21 protein-coding genes and 1 pseudogene are annotated in these 23,833 nt (G+C 59.4%); 15 read left to right on the top strand and 7 right to left on the bottom strand.

What is annotated here, in order from left to right; translation table 11 throughout:
• The first annotated feature begins 108 nt into the window (after positions 1-108).
• The 6 genes from hemA (at position 109) to H3028_RS19685 (ending at position 5,561) form a co-directional block, all read left to right on the top strand.
• Positions 109-1,377: a glutamyl-tRNA reductase gene (gene hemA / locus H3028_RS19660; protein WP_181298907.1), complete on the top strand. Its 1,269-nt coding sequence runs from the start codon at positions 109-111 to the stop codon at positions 1,375-1,377.
• Positions 1,374-2,456: a peptide chain release factor 1 gene (gene prfA, locus H3028_RS19665; protein WP_181298908.1), complete on the top strand. Its 1,083-nt coding sequence runs from the start codon at positions 1,374-1,376 to the stop codon at positions 2,454-2,456. Before hemA ends, prfA begins: the two co-directional genes overlap by 4 nt.
• 108 nt (positions 2,457-2,564) lie before the next feature.
• Entirely contained in the window at positions 2,565-3,392 is an 828-nt protein-coding gene (gene prmC, locus H3028_RS19670; protein WP_181298909.1) for a peptide chain release factor N(5)-glutamine methyltransferase, read from the top strand.
• A 22-nt stretch (positions 3,393-3,414) separates the two neighbouring features.
• On the top strand, positions 3,415-4,170 hold the full coding sequence (locus H3028_RS19675; RefSeq protein WP_181298910.1) for a molybdopterin-synthase adenylyltransferase MoeB: 756 nt from the start codon (positions 3,415-3,417) through the stop codon (positions 4,168-4,170).
• Positions 4,163-4,954 (top strand): glutamate racemase, encoded by a 792-nt coding sequence (murI, locus tag H3028_RS19680; protein WP_181298911.1) that lies wholly within the window; start codon positions 4,163-4,165, stop codon positions 4,952-4,954. Before H3028_RS19675 ends, murI begins: the two co-directional genes overlap by 8 nt.
• 88 nt (positions 4,955-5,042) lie before the next feature.
• Complete coding sequence (locus tag H3028_RS19685) at positions 5,043-5,561, top strand: acyloxyacyl hydrolase (protein WP_181298912.1); 519 nt, start codon at positions 5,043-5,045, stop codon at positions 5,559-5,561.
• Positions 5,562-5,601: 40 nt separating this feature from the next.
• Here H3028_RS19685 and H3028_RS19690 read toward each other — a convergent pair whose 3' ends face one another.
• The 3 genes from H3028_RS19690 to upp form a co-directional block, all read right to left on the bottom strand.
• A complete protein-coding gene (locus H3028_RS19690; protein WP_181298913.1) occupies positions 5,602-5,925 on the bottom strand; it encodes a YkgJ family cysteine cluster protein in 324 nt (107 codons plus the stop codon).
• 96 nt (positions 5,926-6,021) lie between these two features.
• The gene (locus tag H3028_RS19695) at positions 6,022-7,284 is read right to left on the bottom strand and encodes a uracil-xanthine permease family protein (RefSeq protein ID WP_181298914.1); all 1,263 of its coding nucleotides are present in this window, start codon (positions 7,282-7,284) and stop codon (positions 6,022-6,024) included.
• A gap of 1 nt (position 7,285) precedes the next feature.
• The gene (gene upp, locus H3028_RS19700) at positions 7,286-7,924 is read right to left on the bottom strand and encodes a uracil phosphoribosyltransferase (protein ID WP_168425608.1); all 639 of its coding nucleotides are present in this window, start codon (positions 7,922-7,924) and stop codon (positions 7,286-7,288) included.
• Positions 7,925-8,100: 176 nt separating this feature from the next.
• Between upp and H3028_RS19705 the strand changes: the two genes are divergently transcribed.
• From H3028_RS19705 to H3028_RS19720, 4 genes are all read left to right on the top strand, one after another.
• The gene (locus H3028_RS19705) at positions 8,101-8,658 is read left to right on the top strand and encodes a hypoxanthine-guanine phosphoribosyltransferase (RefSeq protein WP_181298915.1); all 558 of its coding nucleotides are present in this window, start codon (positions 8,101-8,103) and stop codon (positions 8,656-8,658) included.
• Positions 8,659-9,257: 599 nt separating this feature from the next.
• On the top strand, positions 9,258-11,063 hold the full coding sequence (locus H3028_RS19710; RefSeq protein ID WP_181298916.1) for a DUF1302 domain-containing protein: 1,806 nt from the start codon (positions 9,258-9,260) through the stop codon (positions 11,061-11,063).
• Between the two features lie 107 nt (positions 11,064-11,170).
• Positions 11,171-12,532, top strand: coding sequence for a DUF1329 domain-containing protein (locus tag H3028_RS19715; protein WP_181298917.1), 1,362 nt, complete (start codon positions 11,171-11,173; stop codon positions 12,530-12,532).
• Between the two features lie 259 nt (positions 12,533-12,791).
• A complete protein-coding gene (locus tag H3028_RS19720; RefSeq protein WP_181298918.1) occupies positions 12,792-15,413 on the top strand; it encodes a LuxR C-terminal-related transcriptional regulator in 2,622 nt (873 codons plus the stop codon).
• A 127-nt stretch (positions 15,414-15,540) separates the two neighbouring features.
• Here the strand turns inward: H3028_RS19720 and H3028_RS19725 are convergent, their stop codons facing one another.
• The 4 genes from H3028_RS19725 to H3028_RS19740 all read right to left on the bottom strand — a co-directional run bounded on the left by H3028_RS19725 (position 15,541) and on the right by H3028_RS19740 (position 17,335).
• Positions 15,541-15,810 carry a DUF3509 domain-containing protein gene (locus tag H3028_RS19725; RefSeq protein ID WP_168425603.1) on the bottom strand — a complete coding sequence of 90 codons (270 nt, stop codon included), beginning with the start codon at positions 15,808-15,810 and terminating at the stop codon, positions 15,541-15,543.
• Positions 15,811-15,938: 128 nt separating this feature from the next.
• Positions 15,939-16,202, bottom strand: a complete 264-nt coding sequence (locus H3028_RS19730) for a YebG family protein (RefSeq protein WP_168425602.1) — start codon at positions 16,200-16,202, stop codon at positions 15,939-15,941.
• Between the two features lie 95 nt (positions 16,203-16,297).
• Positions 16,298-16,762, bottom strand: a complete 465-nt coding sequence (locus tag H3028_RS19735) for a multidrug transporter (RefSeq protein ID WP_181298919.1) — start codon at positions 16,760-16,762, stop codon at positions 16,298-16,300.
• A gap of 114 nt (positions 16,763-16,876) precedes the next feature.
• Positions 16,877-17,335 (bottom strand): DUF721 domain-containing protein, encoded by a 459-nt coding sequence (locus H3028_RS19740; protein ID WP_181298920.1) that lies wholly within the window; start codon positions 17,333-17,335, stop codon positions 16,877-16,879.
• A 326-nt stretch (positions 17,336-17,661) separates the two neighbouring features.
• Here H3028_RS19740 and secA point away from each other — a divergent pair, with 326 nt between their 5' ends.
• The 5 genes and pseudogenes from secA to H3028_RS19765 all read left to right on the top strand — a co-directional run.
• On the top strand, positions 17,662-20,397 hold the full coding sequence (gene secA / locus H3028_RS19745) for a preprotein translocase subunit SecA (protein WP_181298921.1): 2,736 nt from the start codon (positions 17,662-17,664) through the stop codon (positions 20,395-20,397).
• Positions 20,398-20,511: 114 nt separating this feature from the next.
• Positions 20,512-21,729 carry a bifunctional glutamate N-acetyltransferase/amino-acid acetyltransferase ArgJ gene (gene argJ, locus H3028_RS19750; RefSeq protein WP_181298922.1) on the top strand — a complete coding sequence of 406 codons (1,218 nt, stop codon included), beginning with the start codon at positions 20,512-20,514 and terminating at the stop codon, positions 21,727-21,729.
• 81 nt (positions 21,730-21,810) lie between these two features.
• Positions 21,811-22,752, top strand: coding sequence for a Nudix family hydrolase (locus H3028_RS19755; RefSeq protein WP_181298923.1), 942 nt, complete (start codon positions 21,811-21,813; stop codon positions 22,750-22,752).
• 218 nt (positions 22,753-22,970) lie between these two features.
• Positions 22,971-23,534, top strand: coding sequence for an alkyl hydroperoxide reductase subunit C (gene ahpC / locus H3028_RS19760; protein WP_181298924.1), 564 nt, complete (start codon positions 22,971-22,973; stop codon positions 23,532-23,534).
• A 142-nt stretch (positions 23,535-23,676) separates the two neighbouring features.
• Positions 23,677-23,833, top strand: a pseudogene (locus H3028_RS19765) (alkyl hydroperoxide reductase subunit F); the annotation flags it as partial.

Raw genomic sequence — 23,833 nt, forward strand, 5'->3', positions numbered from 1 at the left:
AGGCGAATCGGGTGGCTCGAATACCTACAGACAATAACTGGCAACGGTTGTTCTGAGACAGGCGAAGTAGGAGAATCGCGCGCTCCGTTTTTCGAATCAGCGATCTGCATGGCTTTCATCGCGCTTGGCATCAATCACAAGACCGCATCGGTGGATGTGCGCGAGCGTGTTGCGTTCACGCCCGAACAGATGGTCGAGGCGCTGCAACAGCTTTGCCGAGTTACGCCAACGCGCGAGGCAGCGATCCTATCGACCTGTAATCGCAGCGAGCTTTACCTCGAACAGGATCAGGTTGAGGCCGAGGCGGTGCTGGCGTGGCTGGCCAGTTATCACCGTCTGAGCCTCGAGGAACTCAAGGCGTGCGCCTACGTTCATACTGACGATCAGGCTGTGCGCCATATGATGCGGGTCGCCTCGGGCCTGGATTCCCTCGTGCTGGGTGAGCCGCAGATTCTCGGGCAAATGAAGTCCGCCTATGCCGTTGCGCGCGAGGCTGGCAGCGTCGGGCCGCTGTTGGGGCGTCTGTTTCAGGCCACCTTCAGCACCGCCAAGACCGTGCGGACCGATACGGCCATCGGCGAGAACCCGGTCTCGGTGGCCTTTGCCGCGGTCAGCCTGGCCAAGCAGATCTTTGCCAACCTGCATCGCAGTCAGGCCTTGCTGATCGGCGCTGGCGAAACCATCACGCTGGTCGCCCGTCATCTGCACGAGCAGGGCGTCAAGCGCATCGTGGTCGCCAACCGCACGCTCGAGCGCGCCAGTGCCCTGGCTGAGCAGTTCGGCGCGCATGCGATCCTGCTTGCCGACATCCCGCAAGAGCTCTACAACAGCGATATCGTCATCAGCTCGACCGCCAGCCAACTGCCGATTCTGGGTAAGGGGGCCGTGGAGCAGGCGCTGAAGAAGCGCAAGCACAAGCCCATGTTCATGGTCGACATTGCCGTGCCCCGGGACATAGAAGCGCAGGTCGGTGAGCTGGATGATGTCTACCTCTATACCGTGGACGATCTGCACGAAGTAGTGGCGGAGAACCTCAAGAGCCGCCAGGGTGCCGCCCAAGCCGCCGAGGAACTGATCGCCGCCGGCACTGATGAATTCATGGCGCGGCTGCGTGAGCTCGCAGCTGTGGATGTGCTCAGGGCCTACCGCCAGCATGCCGAGCGGATTCGTGACGAAGAAATGCTCAAGGCCCAGCGACTACTGGCCAACGGCGGCACTCCCGAGGATGCGCTGGCGCAACTGGCTCGCGGACTGACCAACAAACTGCTGCACGCACCCAGCGTTCAGCTGAAAAAACTTTCTGCCGAAGGGCGCATAGAGGCACTGGGCATCGTTCAGGAGCTCTTCGCTTTGCAGGACAGCACGGACAAACCATGAAAGCGTCGCTGCTTAACAAACTCGACATCTTGCAGGACCGCTTCGAAGAGCTGACGGCGTTGCTTGGCGACGCCGAAGTGATCAGCGACCAGACCCGCTTTCGCGCTTACTCGCGCGAATACGCCGAGGTCGAGCCGGTTATCGCCACCTATCGCGAGTTCCTCAAGATGCAATCCGATCTCGAAGGCGCTCAGGCGTTGCTCAAGGACAGTGATCCGGACGTGCGCGAAATGGCCGAGGAGGAAGTTGCCGAAGCCTGCGGAAAGCTTGATGACATCGAGGCCCGCCTGCAGCGTATGCTGCTGCCGAAGGACCCCAAGGATGGGCGCAACGTCTTTCTCGAGATTCGCGCCGGTACCGGTGGCGACGAGGCGGCGATCTTCTCCGGTGATCTGTTCCGGATGTATTCCCGCTATGCCGAGCGGCAGGGATGGCGCGTCGAGATTCTGTCCGAAAGTCCCGGCGAGCACGGCGGCTACAAGGAAGTTATCTCCCGCGTCGAGGGCGACAACGTGTTCGCCAAGCTCAAGTTCGAATCCGGCGCGCATCGTGTGCAGCGCGTCCCGGAAACCGAATCCCAAGGCCGCATCCACACCTCAGCTTGTACCGTCGCGGTACTGCCAGAGCCTGACGAGCAGATCGCCATTGAAATCAACCCGGCCGATCTGCGTGTCGACACCTATCGCGCATCGGGTGCCGGCGGTCAGCACATCAACAAGACCGACTCGGCGGTGCGGATCACCCATATGCCAAGCGGCATCGTCGTCGAATGCCAGGAGGAGCGCTCACAGCACAAGAATCGTGCTCGGGCCATGTCCTGGCTCGCAGCCAAGCTGCAGGACGTCCAGGACAGCGCCGCGCATAAGGAAATCTCCGATACGCGTAAGCTGTTGGTCGGATCAGGTGACCGCTCCGAGCGCATCCGTACCTATAACTTTCCGCAGGGACGAGTGACCGATCACCGCATCAACCTGACTCTGTACTCGCTCAACGAAGTCATCGGTGGTGCGGTCGAGCAGGTAATAGAGCCGTTGCTGCAGGAGTACCAGGCGGACCAGTTGGCAGCCCTGGGCGATTGATCACAAGTTGTTAGCGGATCAAGCAAGGCGCGTTCATTTCGGCCAGTGACGAGGCTGACTTAATCGGGCGTGCCGCGTCTGCCATAAGGTTCTTACGGAAACGCCAATATGGCCACCATCGAATCCCTGCTACGTGCCGCCGCTCTGCCGGACTCTCCAAGCGCCAAGCTCGATGCCGAATGGCTGCTGGCTGCGGCTTTAGATAAGCCGGCCAGCTATCTGCGTACCTGGCCTGAGCGCGAGGTGTCGTCGGAATGCGAAGCGCGGTTTACCGCTGATCTGGCACGCCGCCGTCGCGGTGAGCCGGTGGCCTATATCCTCGGTCGACAGGGTTTCTGGAGTCTCGATCTAGAGGTTGCGCCTCACACCTTGATCCCCAGACCGGACACCGAGTTGCTGGTCGAAACCGCGCTGCAGCTGCTGCCGGTAACACCGGCTGATGTGCTGGATCTAGGCACGGGCACTGGTGCGATCGCCTTGGCCCTGGCTCACGAGCGCCCGGGTTGGTGCGTCACTGGCGTTGACCGCGTCGTCGAGGCGGTTGCCCTAGCGACGCGCAATGCCCAGCGACTGCGGCTCGACAATGCGTTGTTCTATGAAAGCCGATGGTTTTCCGCGCTCGATGGAAAGCGGTATGCGCTTATCGTCAGTAATCCACCTTATATCCCCGCGCACGATCCGCATCTTCGGCAGGGCGATGTGCGTTTCGAACCAAGCACTGCGCTCATTGCAGGGGACGATGGTCTGGACGACATTCGCCAGATTATTTCGAGCGCACCGAATCATTTGTCGAACGATGGCTGGCTGCTGTTGGAGCACGGTTACGATCAGGCTTCGGCGGTGCGCGAACTGCTCGCGGAAAGCGGCTTCGTCGATATCCAGAGCCGCAGGGATTTCGGCGGGCACGAGCGTATCAGCCTGGGCCGCCGACCATGATTCATCATCTAGGGAGAATGACATGCTGAGCGATGACGAGCTGCTGCGTTACAGCCGGCAGATCTTGTTGAAACAGGTCGACATTGAGGGGCAGTTTAAGCTCAAGCAGAGCCGGGTGCTGATCGTCGGGCTGGGCGGGTTGGGCTCTCCCGTGGCGCTTTATCTGGCTGCCGCCGGGGTAGGCGAACTGCACCTGGCGGACTTCGACAGTGTTGACCTGACCAATCTGCAACGGCAGGTCGCTCATGATTCCCAATCGGTTGGCATGCACAAGGTGGATTCGGCTATCGCGCGCCTGTCGTCGCTGAATCCCTTGCTGAAGCTAGTGCCGCATCGCGCGGCGATGGATGCTGACACCCTTGGGGCGGCAGTGGCTGCTGTGGATCTGGTGCTCGATTGCACCGACAACTTCGCCGTGCGCGAAGCGGTGAATGCGGCCTGCGTCATCGCCGAGAAACCTCTGGTGAGCGGCGCCGCGATCCGCCTCGAGGGGCAGCTGTCGGTGTTCGATCCACGGGTGGCGACCAGCCCCTGTTATCACTGCCTCTATGGGCATGGCAGCGAAGCCGAGTTGACCTGTAGCGAGGCAGGCGTGCTAGGACCTGTCGTCGGGATGATTGGCAGCTTGCAGGCGCTTGAAGCAATCAAGCTGCTGGTTGGGTTTGGTGAGCCGCTGGTGGGCAGGCTTCTTCTGGTGGACGCACTGTCCAGTCGTTTCCGCGAGCTAAAAGTCAAGCGGGACCCGGCCTGTACCGTCTGCGGTAGCCGCAATGGCTGACAGCGCGCCGATCGGTGTCTTCGATTCGGGTGTCGGCGGTCTGTCGGTACTGCGGGAAATACGCGCGCGTCTGCCGGCGGAATCATTGCTGTATCTGGCTGACAGCGGCCACGTGCCCTATGGCGAAAAGAGCCCGGAGTTCATTCGCGAGCGTTGCCGGTCGATCGCCGCTTTTCTGCTGGGGCAGGGTGCCAAAGCGCTAGTGTTGGCCTGCAATACGGCCACGGCTGCAGGTATTGCGGAGCTTCGCGAGCTGTATCCAGCTATCCCGCTCGTAGGCATGGAGCCGGCGGTCAAGCCGGCCGCTCAGGCCACCCGTAGTGGCGTAGTCGGGGTGTTGGCTACCACCGGTACATTGAAAAGCGCGAAATTTGCAGCCTTGCTGGATCGCTTTGCCAGCGACGTTCGCGTCATAACCCAGCCCTGTCCTGGTCTGGTTGAATGCATTGAGGCCGGCGAGCTTAATACCGAAACGACGCGTTCATTGCTACGGGGTTTCGTCCAGCCCTTGATCGAGCAGGGCTGCGACACGCTGATTCTCGGTTGTACCCACTACCCATTTATCAAGCCGCTGCTGCTCGAGCTGCTGCCTTCGACGGTTATCCTGGTCGATACCGGGGCGGCTGTGGCTCGGCATCTCGAAACGGTGCTGGCGGCGCACAACCAGCTGGGCGATGGCGCGGCGATCACGCGCTTCTGGAGTAGCGGCGATCCCCGCCGATTGGCCGGCGTACTGCCGGTACTTTGGGGCGAAAGCGGGGCGGTCGACTACTATTCTAAGTAGGAACTCCCCGTCGCGCCTGCTTTCTGTATTTGGGTTAAAGCTCGAAAAACAACAAGCGATGCCAAAATTTTCGATAAGGAAATTCCCAATGAAAAAACTGATCTCCCTCGCTGCGGTCGCGGCTGTTTCTCTGGGGCAAGTGGCTGCCGCTCAGGCGTTGGATCTGACCGCTGCCGTTGGGCGGACTGGTGAGTCAACCATGACCTATCGCCTCGGTGCGCAATTCGACTTCAACCGCAGCTGGTTTCAGACCAGCGTCGGGCGGCTGACAGGCTATTGGGACGCCGGGTACACCTACTGGGAAGGCGATGAAACCGCCAGCAACCATAGCTTGTCGCTGGCTCCGGTTTTCGTTTACGAGTTCGCCGGCGATTCGGTGAAGCCCTACCTGGAGGCGGGTATCGGTATCGCAGCTTTCGAAAACACCGAAGTGGAGGGCAACGATCTAGGCTCGTCGTTCCAATTCGAGGATCGCTTCGGTGCAGGACTGCGGTTCGCTGGCGGCCATGAAATCGGCGTGCGGGCGATCCACTACTCCAACGCAGGTCTCAAAAACCCGAATGATGGCGTCGAAAGCTACGCCGTGCACTATCGCGCATCGTTTTGAGCGACGCCATTCAGTGTTGCTGACGGCGCTGGTATCGCCGTCAGTCTCCGTTCAGATAGGCTGACGCGGAGCCCTTACGCTCGTCCAGGCAATCTTCCGAACCCAGCTCAAACTCCCGGCAGATCAGCGGTCGCTGAGGGTAGATGGTGCAGCGCATGCTGTCGCGATCGAGCGCCGCACACCAGCCATCATCCAGACGGTGCATGACCTGCCCGCCCCACTCGTCTTCGACGATGAAGCGCTCGGGGACCCCGGTATCGGTGAGCAACAAGACTTCGAGCCGGCAGCAGCAGGCGGCACAGGTTGAACAACTGACGGAACTATCATCTGGCAACTGGCGGTGGGGGATCACGGCGTAGGTCATCGCGGCAGTCTACGCGTCTCGCGCCCGGATGGCTGCAGAAGCTGAATCCGGTACGACAGGAAGGTGCCAGCACGAGCCGTGCTGGCGGTAGCGGTTTCAGCTGTTTTCTTCGAGCTGCTTGTTCTTCCAGCCTTCACCGCCTGGGAGCACCAGGTTGAGAATCAAGGCGATGATTGCGCATAACGAAATACCGGACAGGCTGTATTCCCCATAACCAAAAGCCATGCCACCGATGCCGAACACCAGCGTCACTGAAACAATGATGAGGTTGCGCGCTTCGGCCAGATCCACCTGATGGCGGATCAGCGTGCTCAGGCCAACCACGGCGATCGATCCGAACAGCAGGCAGAGAATACCGCCCATGACCGGTACCGGAATGCTCAATAGCCCGGCCCCGAACTTGCCAATGAAGGCAAGAACGATCGCGAAGATCGCCGCCCAGGTCATTACCTTCGGGTTGTAATTCTTGGTCAGCATGACCGCGCCGGTGACTTCCGCATAGGTTGTGTTGGGTGGGCCGCCGAACAAGCCTGCGGCCGAGGTTGCTAGGCCATCGCCTAATAGGGTGCGGTGCAGGCCCGGCTTCTTGATGAAGTTATTACCCGTCACGCCACCGATCGCCACGACGCCGCCGATGTGTTCGATCGCCGGCGCAAGCGCCACCGGGACCATGAATAAGATCGCGCCCCAATGAAACTCCGGCGCGACAAAGTTCGGCACTGACAGCCACGGTGCCGAGGCGATACCGGCGGTATCCACGACCCCGAAGGCGAACGACAGACCGTAACCCACTGCGACGCCTGCCAGGATCGGCACCAGGCGGAACAGCCCCTTGCCGAGCACCGCAACCAGCAGCGTAGTGAGCAAGGCTGGCATCGAGATCATCATTGCCGTCTCGTAGGGGATCAGTTGAGCGCTACCGTCGCCCGCCTTGCCCATGGCCATGTTCACCGCGACAGGTGACAGCGCCAGTCCAATGGAAATGATCACAGGACCGATTACCACGGGTGGCAGCAGTCGGTCGATGAACCCAGGACCTTTGAGGCGGACCGCAAAACCGAGAATCATATAGACGATGCCCGCTGCAACCACGCCGCCGAGTACAGCAGGCAGGCCGAAGTCACCTTTGGCGGCGATGATCGGTGCGATAAAGGCGAAGCTTGAGGCCAGGAATACCGGGACTTGGCGCTTGGTGACTAGCTGGAACAGGAGGGTGCCGATACCAGCGGTGAACAACGCGACGTTCGGGTCCATGCCAGTGATCAGTGGCATCAGTACCAGGGCGCCAAAGGCTACGAACAGCATCTGCGCGCCGGCCAATACCTGGCGTCCGAGCGGTTCTTCCATGGGTTGCGACATCTTAGACGTCCTTCTGCTTGGTGCCGAAGATCTTGTCTCCCGCGTCGCCCAGCCCAGGCATGATGTAGCCGTTTTCATCCAGGCGATCATCAATGGAGGCGGTATAGATAGTGACGTCCGGATGTGCTTTTTCGACGGCATCGATGCCTTCCGGTGCGGCGACTAGCACCAAAGCGCGAATTTCCTTGCAGCCGGCTTTTTTTAGCATGTCGATCGCAGCGACCATGGATCCACCGGTAGCCAGCATCGGATCGATGATCATCGCCAGCCGCTGGTCGAGATCGTCTACTAAACGCTCAAGGTAGGTATGGGCCTGCAGGGTTTCCTCGTTGCGCGCGATGCCTACCGCACTGACCTTGGCACCGGGAATCAGGCTGAGCACACCATCGAGCATGCCGATGCCCGCACGCAGAATGGGTACCACCGTAATTTTCTTGCCGGAGATCTTCTGGACCTGGACCGGGCCACACCAGCCATCGATGCTGTAGTCTTCGAGCGGCAGATCGCGGGTCGCTTCGTACGTGAGGATCGAGCCAACCTCCTGCGCCAGTTCGCGGAAATTCTTGGTGCTGATATCGGCTCGACGCATCAACCCAAGTTTGTGGCGAATAAGCGGGTGGCGGATCTCTCGAATGGTCATGGGTGGCTCCGGCGGTCGAATAAACCGCCGTAGATTAATGCATCAAGTTGTTAGCGGCTATTGATGTGTCAAACAGGACTTGCCCTGCCCACGGCGGCATCGGTATCGTCGCGCCCTTTATTTGTGGGCAGCCGACCGAGCTGCATCCATCTTCTAACCAATCTTGGAGCATCGCGATGTCCGTCGATCTCGCACACATCCGCCAGATCATGGCCGAAGCAGACTGCCTCTATGCCGAAGCCGAAGTTGAAGCGGCGATCGACGCGGTGGCCGCAAAAATCAACGGCGAGCTGGCCGAGCGAAATCCAGTGGTGTTCTGTGTGATGAACGGCGGGCTGATTTTCTCCGGCAAGCTGGTTCCCAAGCTGAACTTTCCATTGGAGCTCTCCTATCTGCACGCGACGCGGTATCGCAACGAGACGAGCGGCGGTGAGTTGTTCTGGAAGGCCAAGCCGGAGATTTCATTCATCGACCGCGACGTGCTGATCGTCGATGACATTCTTGATGAAGGGCATACGCTTGGCGCGATCATCGACTTCTGCCGGCATGCCGGTGCAGCCTCTGTGCATACTGCCGTCTTGGTCGACAAGGATCATCAGCGCAAGGCCCGCCCGGATCTGAAAGCCGACTACGTCGGGCTCAGCTGTGATGATCGATACGTGTTCGGGTATGGCATGGATTACAAGGGTTACTGGCGCAATGCACCCGGTATCTACGCTGTTAAAGGCATGTAGGGCGGTCTATTAATATCTGCGTGAAGGGGCCGGACGTCGTTCGGTCCTGAGCGCTGGCCGGCAACGGATGCCGTGCCGCAACCCTCTTCGCCTCGGTTGAGGAGCCTTCGCACCTCAGTGCGCACCGCTCTGGCTCGGCGTTCTCTCTTCGTAGGCCCGCGTGTGGTTCGTTCATCCGCGCGAGCGCCTGATTTCAGTCTGCTCCGGCTGAATGTTTCGTTTCGTCCCAGTCGCTGCGCTTCGGTAACGCTCCCGCGCGCTGCGTGTCGTTTCCAGCCGTCGAGGTGACGAGATGTAGGGCCTTACAGCGCGTTCTAATCCGAGCCGCCAATGCTTGATCGGGCACGTTCAGCTGAATTTTCCGCAAACAACGTCGCAGCTGCTCTATTTCGGAGGTTGCGCCAATTTCGCTTGCGGCTAAGCTCTCGGATAGCTTCGCTAGGGGCCGCGCTGCAATCACCGTGAGGTTCCGTTGCAGGCCAGTAGTGGGAAGGCTATTCATACTTTCGAATTACAAGACAAATCAAACCTTAGTGCGCTTAACCCCCCGTTGCCGTGTGGTTAGGGTGAGCGTACTTCGAACCAACCAGGAGCGCCTCATGACAAAAACAACAAGGCAAGGAATCTTCCAGCCCAAGACATTGGCCCTCGCGGTCGCGCTGGGCATCGCCACACCGGCTTATGCGGTTACTTTCAATATTGGGGAAATTGAAGGGCAGTTCGACTCGGCCATGTCCATAGGCGCCAGCTGGTCAACGACGGACCGGGATATGGATTTGGTGGGTATCAACAATGGTGGGACGGGATACACTCAGACCGGTGATGATGGCCGTCTGAACTTTAAAAAAGGCGAAACTTTTTCGAAGATCTTTAAGGGCATTCATGACTTAGAGCTGCGCTACCGTGACAGCGGCGCCTTTATTCGTGGTAAGTATTGGTATGACTTTGAGCTGAAGGATGAAAATCGCCTGTTCAAGGACATCAGTGACAGCAACCGCAAGGAAGCTGCGCAATCTTCCGGTGCGCAGATTCTCGATGCTTTTCTCTACCACAACTATTATCTAGGCGATCTGCCTGGCACGGTCCGTGTCGGACGCCAAGTTGTGAGCTGGGGGGAGAGCACCTTTATCGGTAACTCGATTAACTCGATTAACCCTCTCGATGCTGCAGCATTCCGCCGCCCCGGTGCGGAGATTAAAGAGGGTCTGATTCCGGTAAATATGCTTTACGTCTCTCAGAGTGTAAGTGATCGCCTGAGCATGGAGGCGTTCTACCAACTTGAATGGGACCAGACAATTATCGATAACTGCGGCACGTTCTTCGCAGTCGACGTTGCCCAAGATGGCTGCGATAACAACTACCACGTCGGTAATCCGGCTATCGCACCGCTGCAGCCTGTTGCCGCGATGTTCGGGCAGGGCTTTGAGGTAACCCCGGAGGGGGTCGTGCTGCCTCGTGGCGGCGATCGTGACGCCCGTGATTCCGGGCAGTTCGGTCTGGCATTGCGCTGGCTCGGTGATGCCACCGAGTACGGTGCGTATTTCATGAATTACCACAGCCGCACGCCAAACGTGAGTACGCAGTCAGCAGGCTTGGGGACTGCCGCAGCCCTGCCGAGCATTATCGGTACGGCCGAGAGCATCGTGCCAGGCTCCGGAAGCGGTCTGGCCCAAAGCGTGATGCTGGGTAATGGCCAGTACTATCTGGAGTACCCAGAAGACATTCGCCTGTATGGTCTGAGCTTCTCGACCACTCTCCCTACAGGCACCGCCTGGTCGGGCGAGGTGAGCTATCGTCCTAATGCTCCAGTTCAGATCAATACGACAGACGTGACGCGGGCGCTGCTCAATCCGATTGCCCCGGGCATTTCTCCCGTCTCGAGTACATTCGGTGCGGACAACCGCGGTTATAACCGTAAGGAAATCACTCAGGTCCAGACCACATTCACTCACTTCATCGATCAGGTGCTTGGCGCGGGTCGCGTGACTCTGGTTGGCGAGGTCGGTTACGCGCATGTCGGCGGTTTGGAGAGCACGAGCGAACTCCGCTATGGCCGTGACGCAATCTACGGCACGCCTGATGATGCTGGCCAACTGGCGGCGTATGGAGATGACGGTTTCGTAACCGCCAATTCCTGGGGCTACCGCTTACGCGCACTGGCCAGCTACAGCAACGTCTTTGCCGGTGTGAACCTGACACCTAACCTGTCCTTCTCCCATGATGTCGATGGCTACGGACCGAACGGTTTGTTCAACGAAGGCGCCAAGGCCGTTAGTGTGGGTGTCGATGCTGAATACCAGAATACTTACACCGCCAGCCTGTCCTACACCGACTTTTTCGGTGGCGACTACAACACCCTGGTCGACCGTGACTTCCTCGCGCTTAGCATGGGCGTGAACTTCTAAGGAGGCCGCTTCAGATATCCCGGCGCAGAGCCCTGCTCAGGGCTCCGCACGTGGCTCGGTTATGCAAGGCCTCCGGCCAAAACAAGATCAAGAGGAACTGGAAACGTATGAAAACAACAAGAAAACTATTCAGTGTCTTGGCCCTCTCGCTGCTGGCAAGCAGCGTTATGGCTGCCGTATCTCCCGAAGAAGCCGCAAAGCTCGGCAACTCGCTGACCCCACTCGGCGCCGAGAAGGCTGGTAACGCCGATGGAACCATTCCCGAGTGGACTGGCGGTCTCCCTACTGATGCAGCGCCGTTAAAAGACGGGCATATAACCAACCCCTTCAAGGATGAGCAGCCCGAGTTCGTCATCACTGCGCAGAACGTCGACCAGTACAAGGACAAGCTGACCGCAGGCCAGCAGGCGATGTTCAAGCGTTATCCAGACACCTACAAGATTCGCGTGTTTCCGACACATCGCAGCGCTGCCGTGCCGGATCGCATTTATGAGGCCGCAAAGAAAAGTGCTTTGAATACCGAGCTGGTGGATGGCGGTAACGGTATCGCCAACTTTGCTGACAGCCGCTACTACGCGTTCCCGATTCCGAAGAACGGCCTGGAGGTCGTCTGGAACCACATCACCCGTTACCGCGGTGGCAACGTACGCCGTAACATCGTGCAGGCCACCCCACAAACGAATGGCAGCTACACCCTGGTGCACTTCGAGGACGAAGTGGCGTTTCCCAGCGACATGTCGGATCTGGACCCGGATCGCGCCAAGAACGCACTGTTGTTTTTCAAGCAGCGGGTGACGGCTCCATCGCGTCTCGCCGGTAACGTCTTGCTGGTGCACGATTCGCTGGATCAGGTCAAAGAGCCACGCCAGGCCTGGATCTACAACGCCGGTCAGCGTCGCGTGCGTCGTGCCCCGCAGGTCGCCTATGACGGACCCGGTACTGCGGCCGACGGCATGCGGACGACCGATAACTTCGACATGTTCAGTGGCGCCCCGGATCGTTACGACTGGAAACTGGTCGGCAAAAAGGAGCTGTACATTCCTTACAACAGCTTCGATATCAATTCGAGCGAGGTGAAATACAGCGATATTCTCAAGGCCGGTCATGTCAACCAGGATCTGGCGCGTTATGAGCTGCACCGGGTATGGGAGATCGAGGCCAACCTCAAAGATGGCGAACGTAATATCTACGCCAAGCGCCGTTTCTTCGTGGACGAAGATACCTGGACCATCGTGCAGTCCGAGCTTTATGACGGCCGTGGTCAGCTGTGGCGCGTCGGTGAAGCCCACATGCTGCAGTATTACCAGCACAAGGTTCCGGCTTATGCATTCGAAGCGCTCTACGATGTGATCTCCGGGCGCTATATTGCGATCGGCATGAGCAACGAGGAGAAAGCGCACGAGTTCGGCTACAAGACCTCGGCGCGAGACTTCACACCGGCTGCACTGCGTAACGCAGGGGTGCGCTGATCATCTAGCATCCATGTTGTGAATAAGGCGGCCAGTTGGCCGCCTTTTTTGTTCAGGCTCGGAGGAGGGTGATAGGTTTTAGCCATTAGGGGATCGGGTCGGACAGGGTTCGGCGATTCGGGCGAGTCGACAAAAGACGCGTAATCGTGCAGGTTGTTGCACACGCACCGACCTGGTCAGTGTGCCAGGTCAAGACTCGACCGATGGCTGCGCGCGTCGCGTTCCTCAATGGACTGATACGAATAAGAGAAACCTCGCTATGTCCGTACGCTTCAATCCTGGTGTACTCGGCACAGAAGCCGCCGCGCAGGTTCAAGTTGCGACTATTCCACGCCTTCCTCCTTCACATATTCCAAGGCCTCGGCTGGTTGAGGCGTTACTCGAGGCCCGCTGTCGCCTGCGTTTGATCTGCGCGCCGGCAGGTTTCGGCAAAAGCGTGCTGATGAACGAGTGTGCTCGGCTGGTACCTGCCGACACCCATCTCGTCTGGCTCGATCTCGGTGGCCGGCCTTTTTCCGCCGAAGCGCTTTATGCACAGCTGAGCCGGGTTCTCAATACTTCTTCCATACCCAGCGGGGACGTGCAGCTGGACCTCATCGCACTCATGGAGGGCTTTCCGCGGCCGCTGTGGATCATGCTGGACGATTACCCGCGTGACACGGCAGTGCAATTCGATGCGTGCCTCGACCAGCTTATTGAAAGGGGCCCTGAATCTGTCAGCTGGTGGGTGAGTAGCCGCCGGCAACCTGCCTGGAAACTGCCTCGGCTTTTACTACAGGGCGACCTATTCGAATTGGAGGCCGAGGCGTTGGCTCTCACCGCCGGCGAGCTTAGGCAAGTACTCAAGGCGCACCGCCTGGATGTAGCCGACGATACATTCAAGCAATTGCTGACGGGCAGCGAGGGGTGGTTGGCCGGTGTCAGTTTGCTGCTATTGAATGCGAACGAGCAGGCCGTGCGCGAGCGATTGGTCGCGGGGACGCCTTTGTTGAGAGATTATATTCAGCGGGAGGTCCTCGAAGGACAGAGCGAAGATGTTCGCCGGGCTCTCTTTGCACTGGCGCGGATGCCCCGCTTCTCACCGCCGCTCTGCGAGCATGTGCTTGACGGGATAGGCAGTGAAATTCTTGACGTTCTGAAGACTTTCCAGCTTTTCATCCGCCAGACCGACAACTGCGGCGAGTGGTTTCGCCTGTGGCGCCCGCTAGCGTTGATGTTGCAACGGATACCCGAAGCGGTATCGCCAACTCAGACTCATCTGCGTGCGTGTCAGTGGTTTGCCAATCGCGGTGAGATGCGCGAGGCAGTGGAGCATGCGTTGTGGGCGGGGCAGCCTGAGGCCGCAGCCAATTTTCTGCAGCGCTACGGGCAGGAACAGTTGCTTATCGGCGATAACGTTTCGCATTTCATGAAATGGCGGAGCGAGCTGCCACAGGATTTGTTCAATAGTACGACTCGGCTGATCGTGCTGCATGGCTGGGCGCTGATTATTTCTGCCCGGCTCGATGAGGTGGATGACTGTCTTGCCGGGCTGGCGAAGTTCTTCCCCCAGCCCGACGCTCGGCGCCAGGCACAGTTACTGGCTCAGTGGCAGGCCCTGCGCGGCTTTCTGGCGCGCTTACGTGGAGAGCCCGAGGCGCGCAGCTACTGTCTCCAGGCGTTGGAAGTTCTGTCCGATCACGCATGGGCGCAGCGGGTACTCTGTTACCAGGCGCTGTCTCAGCAGGCGATGGCGGAGAGTCAGCTCGAACTGGCGCAGCAGTACAACAGCGAAGGGATGAAGCTGGCGCGGCTCAAGGGCAGCGTGTTGTATGAAGCGATGCTCAATGTCGATCGAATCCAGCTGCTGGAACTTACCGGAGAATTCGAGCGGGCGGTCGGCGTACTGGAAGAGTCGCTTTTAGTGCTGCGCGATAGCGTCAGGCACAGCCCGATTATCGGTCGGTTGAAACTGCTACAGGGGCACCTGCTGGCCTATCAAGGGCTCGATGAGCCAGCCCGTGAGGCTTTTCAACAAGGGCGAATCGAGACTGAAACCTGTGGTGATTCCTATGTTTTCTTCGGCTACGCGGGGCTGGCGGAGCTGGCTGCGCGTAATCAAGAGTTCCCTACGGCCTATCACTGGTTACGCGAAGCCGAGCGGCTCACCCAGTGGCGGCACGTGCCAGAGGCGCGCTTTCGCGGAATCTTGCCTTTGATAACGGGGCTGACCTGGTTGCATCAGGGGCAGCTGAGAAAGGCGAGATGCGTCTTCCTGCAGGTACTAGAGCTTTATCAAGGGCATATGTATCTGGCGCCTTCCGGGTTCTATGAGCTGCTGCCGCGGGTTCAACGCTATCTCGCGGTGGTCGACCTGCTCTCGGGACGCTCGGCGTTAGCCATCGACACCCTTCGGGAGCTGATCGAGCAGAATCTTCGCTCGCAGCGGCTGGGCCTGGCTTGTGAATGCCGGTTTACCCTTGCGGAAGCCCTTCAGCTGGACGGTCGGCGCGACGAAGCGGAGCTGGAACTACGAAAGGCACTTGGCGAGGCCGCGCGACAGCAACTGGCCAAGCCTCTGTACGAATTGCAGCATCGCCAGCCGCAGTGGCTCGCCAGCGTGCTGCCCAACGGCAAGGGGGAAAGTCTTCGTGATCGCCTGCTGCAATTCGAACGCGAGCCTGAGGACGCCCTCGCCTCGGGTGACGAGGTCATTCTGAGCAACCGGGAACTCACGGTACTGCGCCTCATCGCCCAAGGCTGTTCGAACCAGGAAATAGCCGAGCAGCTCTTTATTTCCTTACACACGGTCAAGACCCATGCGCGGCGGATCAATACCAAGCTAGGCGTAGCCAGGCGCACGCAGGCCGTCGCACGAGCCAAGGCGTTGGCCTGGTTGTGAGTCGTATCGGCCGGCCCGCCAGGCACAGAAACGCACCGCGCCGGTGGAGTGCCGGATCAACAGATCTTATTATTGTTGTCGGAAGGTGGGCTGGGGCGGCCGTTTGCAGGCCGGCGGTCAGGCAGAGCTACTGAGCGGTTGAGTGTGAATGCTTGGTCAAACGATAGGAGCTGGACTGTTCGCCGCGCTCAATCGCGAGGCTGAATTGCAGGCTGGTAATTAAGCGTTCGAGTTGTTGCTGGTCCCGCCATTGACTAGAGCTGATGAAGCGCTTGACCGCCACGCCAGCGGCGTCGGTCAGAGTCAGCAGAATGCTACCGTCAGGTTTCTCAATGCTGAAATTGACGTTGTAGTCTGGCTGAAACACATCGCTGATTTTCTTGAATGGACTGTCCACGCCGGTTACCTGATTGGATGCCTGCACCAATGGACCGAGTCTGGATTAACTAGTTTCGCCCGCTGGGCGCGTTCCGCAGCGGCAAAACGTAGCATGCGATTCGCCGCTGTGCCTGGTTGCCGCTCGCCTCAGGACGCCTCAATCAACGTCGGGAGCTCCGCCAGCGCTTCAGGATTGTTCTTGAATGCCTTGGCAAACAGATCTCGGTGCCGCGCCATGAAAATGCCGATGTCGTCGGCCTGCTGCTCGCTCAGTGATGGCGAGGCCTTTTGCAGCGCAGCGGCCAGAGCCTCCGCCAGCTCAAGCATTTTGTCGTGACGATCGGCTTCGGCTTTATCCATGAACAAGCGCTCCAGGTCCCGGCTGCTGCGGTATACCACTTCGACGGCCATCTACCACCTCGGCTGAATTGAATAAGTACTGGTTGTTTGTACAGGATAAGTCGCCTGGCGAAGAATGGAAAGCGCTGCGTGTCAGATGGCCATCTTCAGTTGGCGAATCGGCCCTGAAGCCGCTCGGCGCGAAACTCCAGGCTGCTGCTACGGTAACCCGGGCGCAGCGGCGGCAAAGGGGCGCAGGATGCCCAACGTTGGCCGGGTTGCAAATCGCCGGGGCCACGGTATTGCGGTGCATCATAGTTAGAAGTCACCAGGTTCAGGTTAGAGCCGGGCGGGTAGGCGGCCACCTCCCAGCGCAAACTTCGCAAAGGGCTCGGGCTACGGTTGTCGAGCGTGATACGCAGTGGCTGCGCAGGTGGGCAGGTGGAAGGCGCATATGCCAGTCGCAACTCGAGTTGAGCCAGCAGGTGCTCTTCACGCTGCTCCTGCCAGATGACCCATGCGGCAACCAGGCCCAAGCCGAGGAGCGCGCCTAGCGAAATCGGAACTGCTCGAAGCGGATAGCGGACCAGCAAGATCACCCAGGTGGCGATCAGCAGGGCGCCAATCAGCATGGCGAATCGCCTTGCGGATAGATAGGCATCGGTACCTCTGATTCGATGAGTTCGCAGACATCCTAACGCTGGCTGCAGCGGGTTGCGACACAACCAAGCACTTATCGACGCCGATCAGCTATCAGAGGGCCGCGCGTGGCTGGCGAGTCGCTCGAGCGCCGCCCTGAGTTTAGGGTCTGTGATGCCCTGCGCGGTTTCCTGGATGTTGTCCGCCGCCCGTACCGACAGTTCCGGAGCCGGGCCAGGCTTGTGCCGAGGCGTCTCGGGAGGCTGCACCTTGAACTGGATCCGGCTCAGCGCTCGGAATTCTTCCATGCCCTGTAGCTGACGCTGCAGGCGGCGTTGCTGATAGCGCAGGCGCGTCGCCCAGTGACCATCCGTGACGATGAGCAGGAGCGTGCCCTCGCGCCATGAGGCGACTCGGCAGTACTCCCGTGCGGCTGGTTGCAGTTGGCTTTCGACCAGTTGTTGCAGGCGGTCGAGTCGTCTTGCCTCACCGAACAAGGCTTTCAGCGGCTTTGCCTCGCGCAGCAACGTTGCGGGCGCTCGGGCTGGCGGGGGACGCAACGACATAGCAGGCATCCGGGGAGGGAAGGTGAGCGGCAATCTTAGCAGAAGCGCCCGAGGCGCCGGGCTGGTCGCATATCGCGATCTATAGGCTTGTGATCGAACGAGCGAGCCAACCGTTGCATGCAATCGCGCTGGTCCGTACTGGCAGATCGCCCTGGTTGACTGTTGGTGTGACCGTCAGGTCGCAAAATTACTGCCTCGCTGGCTGCCGCAGCTGCGCAGCAGGCACCTTTCCTCACGTGCGTTTCCGAGTAGAATGCCCCCTTTGCACGCAGCCGCGGTGGCCCTGCGGTCGTGCCTCCATCCCCAGCATGGAAGTCTTTGTCGATATGTTTGCGCCTTTAATGAAGAAGCTCTTTGGTAGCAAGAATGACCGCGAGGTCAAGCGCATGCTCAAGGCGGTACAGGCCGTCAATGCGCTCGAAGAGCAGATGCTGTCTCTCTCCGATGAGCAGCTGCGGAGCAAGACCGAAGCGTTCAAGGCCCGCCTCGGCCAAGGCGAGACCCTCGACCAGATTCTCCCCGAAGCCTTCGCTGTCTGCCGTGAAGCCGGCAAGCGTGTGATGGGCATGCGTCACTTCGATGTGCAGCTGATCGGCGGCATGACTTTGCATGAAGGCAGGATCGCCGAGATGCGTACCGGTGAAGGTAAGACCCTGGTGGCGACGCTTGCAGTCTATCTCAACGCCCTCGCCGGTAAGGGTGTTCACGTGGTGACGGTGAACGATTACCTGGCGCGCCGCGACGCCAATTGGATGCGTCCGCTCTATGAGTTTCTCGGTCTATCGGTGGGCATCGTCACGCCGTTCCAGCCGCCGGAAGAAAAACGAGCGGCTTATGCTGCCGACATTACCTACGGCACTAACAACGAGTTTGGCTTCGACTACCTGCGCGACAACATGGCGTTCAGTCTCGAGGAAAAGAATCAGCGCGAGCTCAATTTCGCGGTCATCGACGAGGTGGATTCGATCCTCATCGACGAAGCGCGTACACCGCTGATCATTTCCGGTCAGGCCGAGGACAGCTCCAAGCTCTACCAGCAGATCAATCAGCTGATCCCGCTGCTCAAGCAGCACATCGAGGAAGAAGAGGGTGTCGTTACCCAGGAAGGTCACTTTAGTATCGATGAAAAGACCCGGCAGGTTGAGCTGAACGAGCAGGGGCATCAGTTCGTCGAAGAAATGCTGACCCAGGCGGGGCTGCTGGCAGAAGGCGAAAGCCTCTACTCCGCGCACAACCTAGGGTTGCTGACTCACGTCTATTCCAGCCTACGTGCGCACAAGCTGTTCCATCGTAACGTTGAATACATCGTGCAGAACAACCAGGTTCTGCTGATTGATGAGCACACCGGTCGTACCATGCCGGGTCGCCGTCTCTCTGAAGGTCTGCACCAGGCCATTGAGGCGAAGGAAGCGCTGCCGATCCAGCCGGAAAGCCAGACCCTGGCGTCAACCACGTTCCAGAACTACTTCCGCCTGTACAAGAAGCTTTCGGGTATGACCGGCACTGCTGATACCGAAGCCTTCGAATTCATGCAGATCTACAACCTGCCTGTGATGGTCATCCCGACCAACAAGCCGCTGGCGCGAAAGGACTACAACGACCTGGTCTATCTGACGCAGGAAGAGAAGTTCGCCGCGATCATCGCTGACATCAAGGACTGCCAGAATAATGGTCGTCCGGTTCTGGTTGGCACAGCGACGATCGAGAGCTCGGAATACGTGTCGCGCCTGCTCGAAAAGGAAGGCATCGAGCACAAGGTGCTCAACGCCAAGCATCACGACAAGGAAGCCGAGATCATTGCCCAGGCCGGGCGTCCTGGCGCAGTGACCATCGCCACCAACATGGCCGGCCGGGGCACCGACATCCTGCTCGGTGGCAACTGGGAAGTCGAAGTCGCGGCGCTTGAAAGTCCATCCGACGAGCAGGTCGCGCAGATCAAGGCCGATTGGCAGAAGCGCCATCAGGCGGTGCTGGAAGCGGGCGGGCTGCATGTGATTGCGTCCGAACGTCACGAATCGCGTCGTATCGACAATCAGCTGCGCGGCCGTGCAGGCCGTCAGGGGGATGCCGGTTCGAGCCGTTTCTACCTGTCCCTGGAAGACAGCCTGATGCGCATCTTCGCCTCGGATCGGGTAAAGAATTTCATGAAGGCGCTGGGTATGGAGTCCGGCGAGGCCATCGAGCATCGTATGGTTACCAACGCCATCGAGAAGGCCCAGCGCAAGGTCGAGGGCCGCAACTTCGACATGCGTAAGCAACTGCTCGAGTACGATGATGTCGCCAACGAGCAGCGCAAGGTGATCTATCACATGCGTAATAGCCTGCTGGCTGCCGACGAAATCGGCGAGACCATTTCCGAGTTCCGTCGTGAGGCGCTCGATCACGCAATCAGCCTGCACATCCCGCCGCAGTCGCTGCCGGAACAGTGGGATATCGCCGGTCTCGAAGCAGTCCTCTACAGCGATTTCGGTACGCGCCTACCGGTTCAGCAGTGGCTTGATGAAGACGAAAAGCTGTACGAGGAAACCCTGCGCGAGCGCATCCTCCAGGCTTTGACCGACGCTTACCACGAGAAGGAAGAGCTGGCCGGCGCCGAAGCGCTGCGCACCTTCGAGAAACAGATCGTCCTGCGTGTACTCGATGATCTGTGGAAAGATCACCTGTCGACGATGGATCATCTGCGTCATGGTATCCACCTTCGTGGTTATGCCCAGAAGAACCCTAAGCAGGAATACAAGCGCGAGTCGTTCGCGCTGTTCCAGGATCTGCTCGAATCCATCAAGCGCGACAGCATCCGTGTACTGTCCCACGTACAGGTTCGTCGTGAAGATCCGGCCGAGGAAGAACAGCGCCTGCGCCGTGAAGCCGAAGCGCTGGCGCAGCGTATGCAGTTCCAACACGCCGAGGTGTCGGCGCTGGAGCAATCCGACGATGAGCCGGAAGCCGAGGGCGGCGTAGCCGCCTCCGCGCCGGTGCGTACCGAACAGAAGATCGGGCGCAACGAGCCGTGCCCCTGTGGCTCCGGCAAGAAATACAAGCATTGTCACGGACAGGTTCAATAACCGGAGCCGTTTTGTTATGACCCGCGCCGCGACCGGCTTAGCCGCTCGCGGCGTTTTTCGCCCTGTTTTTTAGTGGTGGCTGAAAGCCATCCAAATGTCCTGAGGAGTGCATCAATGGCTGTCGGTCTTGGTCCCTTACCTACACTGCATCCGGTTCCCGGTTTCGAGCTTGGCATCGCCTCGGCTGGCATCAAGCGACCGGGGCGGAAGGATGTCGTGGTGATGCGCTGCGCCGAAGGATCGACAATTGCCGGTGTGTTTACGCTGAATGCCTTCTGCGCTGCGCCAGTGATTCTGGCCAAGCAGCGGGCACAGGGCACGGTTCGTTATCTGCTGACCAATACCGGTAACGCTAACGCTGGTACGGGCGAGCCGGGCATGCAAGCGGCGATGCGCAGCTGCGCCAGCCTCGCTAAGCTTACGGGCGTCGATGAAAAGGGCATTCTGCCGTTTTCCACCGGTGTTATCGGTGAGCCGCTGCCTGTCGACAAGATCGAGGCCGCGCTACCGGCGGCCCTGGCAGACCTGAGCGAAAATCATTGGGCCGAAGCGGCCGCCGGCATCATGACCACCGACACCCTGCCCAAGGGGGCCAGCCGGCAATTCGAGCATCAGGGTATCACCGTCACTGTTACCGGCATTTCCAAAGGCGCGGGTATGATCCGCCCGAACATGGCGACCATGCTCGGCTACATCGCCACGGATGCCAAGGTCAGCCAGGCGGTGCTACAGGATCTTGTGCGCGATGCGGCGAACAAGTCGTTCAATCGCATCACCATCGATGGCGACACCTCGACCAATGATTGTTGCATGCTGGTGGCGACCGGCAAGGCGGCATTGCCGGAAATCACCGAGGCCAGTGGCGAGTTGTTTATCAAGCTCAAGCAGGCCGTGTTCGACGTGAGCATGGAAGTGGCGCAATCCATCGTGCGGGATGGCGAGGGCGCGACCAAGTTCGTCACGGTGATAGTCAAAGGCGGGAAAAATCATCAGGAATGTCTCGACGTCGGCTATGCCGTTGCGCATTCACCGCTGATCAAGACCGCGCTGTTCGCCTCCGACCCCAACTGGGGGCGCATTCTGGCGGCGGTTGGCCGTGCCGGGGTGCCTGAGCTGGACGTCAGCAAAATAGATGTCTATCTCGGTTCTGTCTGCATTGCCAGCCAAGGCGGACGATCGCCGAGCTACACCGAAGAGCAGGGCGCCGCGGTGATGGCCGAGGAGGAAATCGAAATTCGTATCGAGCTGGGACGAGGCAGTTGCAGCGAGACTATCTGGACCACCGACCTGTCCCACGAATACGTGCGTATCAATGCCGAATACCGTACCTGATGTCGCTGCGGCAATTGGCTGGCTGACAGGTCGGGACCGGCTACTGCTTCCGTCGTGCCGCTCGTGGCGTGGAGCCGAGGCATGAAACGACTCCATGTAGCTGCCGGTGTAATCCGTAGGGGTGATGGTCATGTACTGATCGCCAGGCGCCCGCTGGACAAGCATCAGGGAGGGCTGTGGGAGTTTCCTGGAGGCAAGGTCGAGGCAGGAGAAACAGCCGAGGCCGCGCTTGCTCGTGAGCTGGCTGAAGAGTTAGGCATCGCCGTCGCTGCGTCGCGGCCGTTGATTCAAGTCAGCTACGATTACCCGGACAAGCAGGTTTTGCTGGATGTCTGGGAAGTCCTGGGATTCTCTGGCGAAGCGTACGGCGCCGAGGGGCAGACGTTAGCCTGGGTGGATCCCGAGGATTTGCCGAGTTACAGCTTTCCTCCTGCGAACCGGCCGATAGTGACTGCAGCGCGTTTACCGAATCATTACCTCATCACACCGGATCACCTCGCCCCTCGGGAAATGCTAGACGGGTTGGCATTGGCACTGGACGCAGGCGTTCGACTCATCCAGTTGCGTGCGCCGTCCCTTGATGACGCCGATTACCGATCGCTGGCAACCAAGGTTTCGAACATGTGTCTCGGCCGTGCGAAGGTAATGCTCAAAGGGCCTCTGGAGTGGGCGGACGAGTTTCCCGAGGCCGGCTGGCATCTGACTGTTCAGCAATTACGCCAGCATGCGGGACAGGGCCGGCCGTTAGTACCGGGACGCTGGCTGGCGGCGTCATGCCACGATGCGGCCGAAATGGGCATGGCGTCGACATTGGACGTTGATTTCATTACTGTCTCGCCGATACTGCGTACCGCGACCCACCCCGAGGCGCAGCCGTTGGGGTGGCGCCGGGCTGCCGAATTACTGTCAGGTTTCGGCCAGCCCGCCTATCTGCTAGGCGGTCTTGGTCCAAACGATCTGGCACAAGCGTTGCGCGTGGGCGCGCAAGGCGTGGCGGCTATCCGGGCGCTCTGGCCGCAATAAACTGGCTTTGTCCAGCCGTTTGCGGCAATCGAGTCGAAAGCGAGTCATTGCCCGAATTGCAGGTCGAAATCGGTGTCGTATCGAGTACCGTCGTCAGTTGAAGAGCGCATTGATAGGCACAGGCTATCGTCGCGATTTCCTCAATCAATTAACCGTATGCGGTTGCCTGCGGTATCGTAGGCCCCGTTAAAGTTCTGAATCCCAAAAGGAGTTAGCAGATGTCTCTGATCAACACACACGTCCAGCCGTTTAAAGTCAACGCTTTCCATAATGGCAAGTTCATCGAAGTTACCGAAGAGTCCCTGAAGGGCAAGTGGTCGGCGATGATCTTCATGCCGGCAGCCTTTACCTTCAACTGCCCGACCGAGATCGAAGACGCTGCCAACAGCTACGCCGAGTTCCAGAAGGCCGGTACCGAGGTGTACATCGTCACCACCGATACCCATTTCTCGCACAAGGTCTGGCACGAGACTTCCCCTGCGGTCGGCAAGGCCCAGTTCCCGCTGATCGGCGACCCTACTCACCAGCTGACCAACGCTTTCGGCGTCCACATCGCTGAAGAAGGTCTGGCCCTGCGTGGCACCTTCCTGATCAACCCGGAAGGCGTCATCAAGACTGTTGAGATCCACTCCAACGAGATCGCTCGCGACGTCTCTGAGACCCTGCGTAAGCTGAAGGCCGCTCAGTACACCGCCGCTCATCCGGGCGAAGTCTGCCCAGCCAAGTGGAAAGAAGGCGAAGCCACACTGGCCCCGTCGCTGGACCTGGTCGGCAAGATCTAAACGGTCAGTGAGCGCTGCGCATAGTCGCAGCGCCTACAGCGCTGTTTTTTCGGACGATTTATCGATCCGAGCTTCCAACGCCTGGACGCGAACCGTCCGGGCGTTTTATTGACCGAATTTTGCAAGAAGGGGATCGCTGCTCATGTTGGACTCCAATCTCAAGACCCAGTTGAAGACCTATCTCGAGAAGGTCACCCAGCCGTTCGAGATCGTTGCGTCCCTCGATGACGGCGCCAAATCCCAGGAAATGCTCAGCCTGCTGGAAGAGATCACCAGCCTGAGCGACAAGATCACGCTGC

The organism is Pseudomonas sp. Q2-TVG4-2, from assembly GCF_013620795.1.
Lineage (GTDB): Bacteria > Pseudomonadota > Gammaproteobacteria > Pseudomonadales > Pseudomonadaceae > Stutzerimonas.

What these genes read in the sequence shown, in the direction of transcription:
- hemA (WP_181298907.1), top strand. Translation starts at nt 109, where the DNA reads ATGGCTTTCATCGCGCTTGGCATCAATCACAAGACCGCATCGGTGGAT.
- prfA (WP_181298908.1), top strand. Translation starts at nt 1,374, where the DNA reads ATGAAAGCGTCGCTGCTTAACAAACTCGACATCTTGCAGGACCGCTTC.
- prmC (WP_181298909.1), top strand. Translation starts at nt 2,565, where the DNA reads ATGGCCACCATCGAATCCCTGCTACGTGCCGCCGCTCTGCCGGACTCT.
- H3028_RS19675 (WP_181298910.1), top strand. Translation starts at nt 3,415, where the DNA reads ATGCTGAGCGATGACGAGCTGCTGCGTTACAGCCGGCAGATCTTGTTG.
- murI (WP_181298911.1), top strand. Translation starts at nt 4,163, where the DNA reads ATGGCTGACAGCGCGCCGATCGGTGTCTTCGATTCGGGTGTCGGCGGT.
- H3028_RS19685 (WP_181298912.1), top strand. Translation starts at nt 5,043, where the DNA reads ATGAAAAAACTGATCTCCCTCGCTGCGGTCGCGGCTGTTTCTCTGGGG.
- H3028_RS19690 (WP_181298913.1), bottom strand. Translation starts at nt 5,925, where the DNA reads ATGACCTACGCCGTGATCCCCCACCGCCAGTTGCCAGATGATAGTTCC.
- H3028_RS19695 (WP_181298914.1), bottom strand. Translation starts at nt 7,284, where the DNA reads ATGTCGCAACCCATGGAAGAACCGCTCGGACGCCAGGTATTGGCCGGC.
- upp (WP_168425608.1), bottom strand. Translation starts at nt 7,924, where the DNA reads ATGACCATTCGAGAGATCCGCCACCCGCTTATTCGCCACAAACTTGGG.
- H3028_RS19705 (WP_181298915.1), top strand. Translation starts at nt 8,101, where the DNA reads ATGTCCGTCGATCTCGCACACATCCGCCAGATCATGGCCGAAGCAGAC.
- H3028_RS19710 (WP_181298916.1), top strand. Translation starts at nt 9,258, where the DNA reads ATGACAAAAACAACAAGGCAAGGAATCTTCCAGCCCAAGACATTGGCC.
- H3028_RS19715 (WP_181298917.1), top strand. Translation starts at nt 11,171, where the DNA reads ATGAAAACAACAAGAAAACTATTCAGTGTCTTGGCCCTCTCGCTGCTG.
- H3028_RS19720 (WP_181298918.1), top strand. Translation starts at nt 12,792, where the DNA reads ATGTCCGTACGCTTCAATCCTGGTGTACTCGGCACAGAAGCCGCCGCG.
- H3028_RS19730 (WP_168425602.1), bottom strand. Translation starts at nt 16,202, where the DNA reads ATGGCCGTCGAAGTGGTATACCGCAGCAGCCGGGACCTGGAGCGCTTG.
- H3028_RS19735 (WP_181298919.1), bottom strand. Translation starts at nt 16,762, where the DNA reads ATGCTGATTGGCGCCCTGCTGATCGCCACCTGGGTGATCTTGCTGGTC.
- H3028_RS19740 (WP_181298920.1), bottom strand. Translation starts at nt 17,335, where the DNA reads ATGTCGTTGCGTCCCCCGCCAGCCCGAGCGCCCGCAACGTTGCTGCGC.
- secA (WP_181298921.1), top strand. Translation starts at nt 17,662, where the DNA reads ATGTTTGCGCCTTTAATGAAGAAGCTCTTTGGTAGCAAGAATGACCGC.
- argJ (WP_181298922.1), top strand. Translation starts at nt 20,512, where the DNA reads ATGGCTGTCGGTCTTGGTCCCTTACCTACACTGCATCCGGTTCCCGGT.
- H3028_RS19755 (WP_181298923.1), top strand. Translation starts at nt 21,811, where the DNA reads ATGAAACGACTCCATGTAGCTGCCGGTGTAATCCGTAGGGGTGATGGT.
- ahpC (WP_181298924.1), top strand. Translation starts at nt 22,971, where the DNA reads ATGTCTCTGATCAACACACACGTCCAGCCGTTTAAAGTCAACGCTTTC.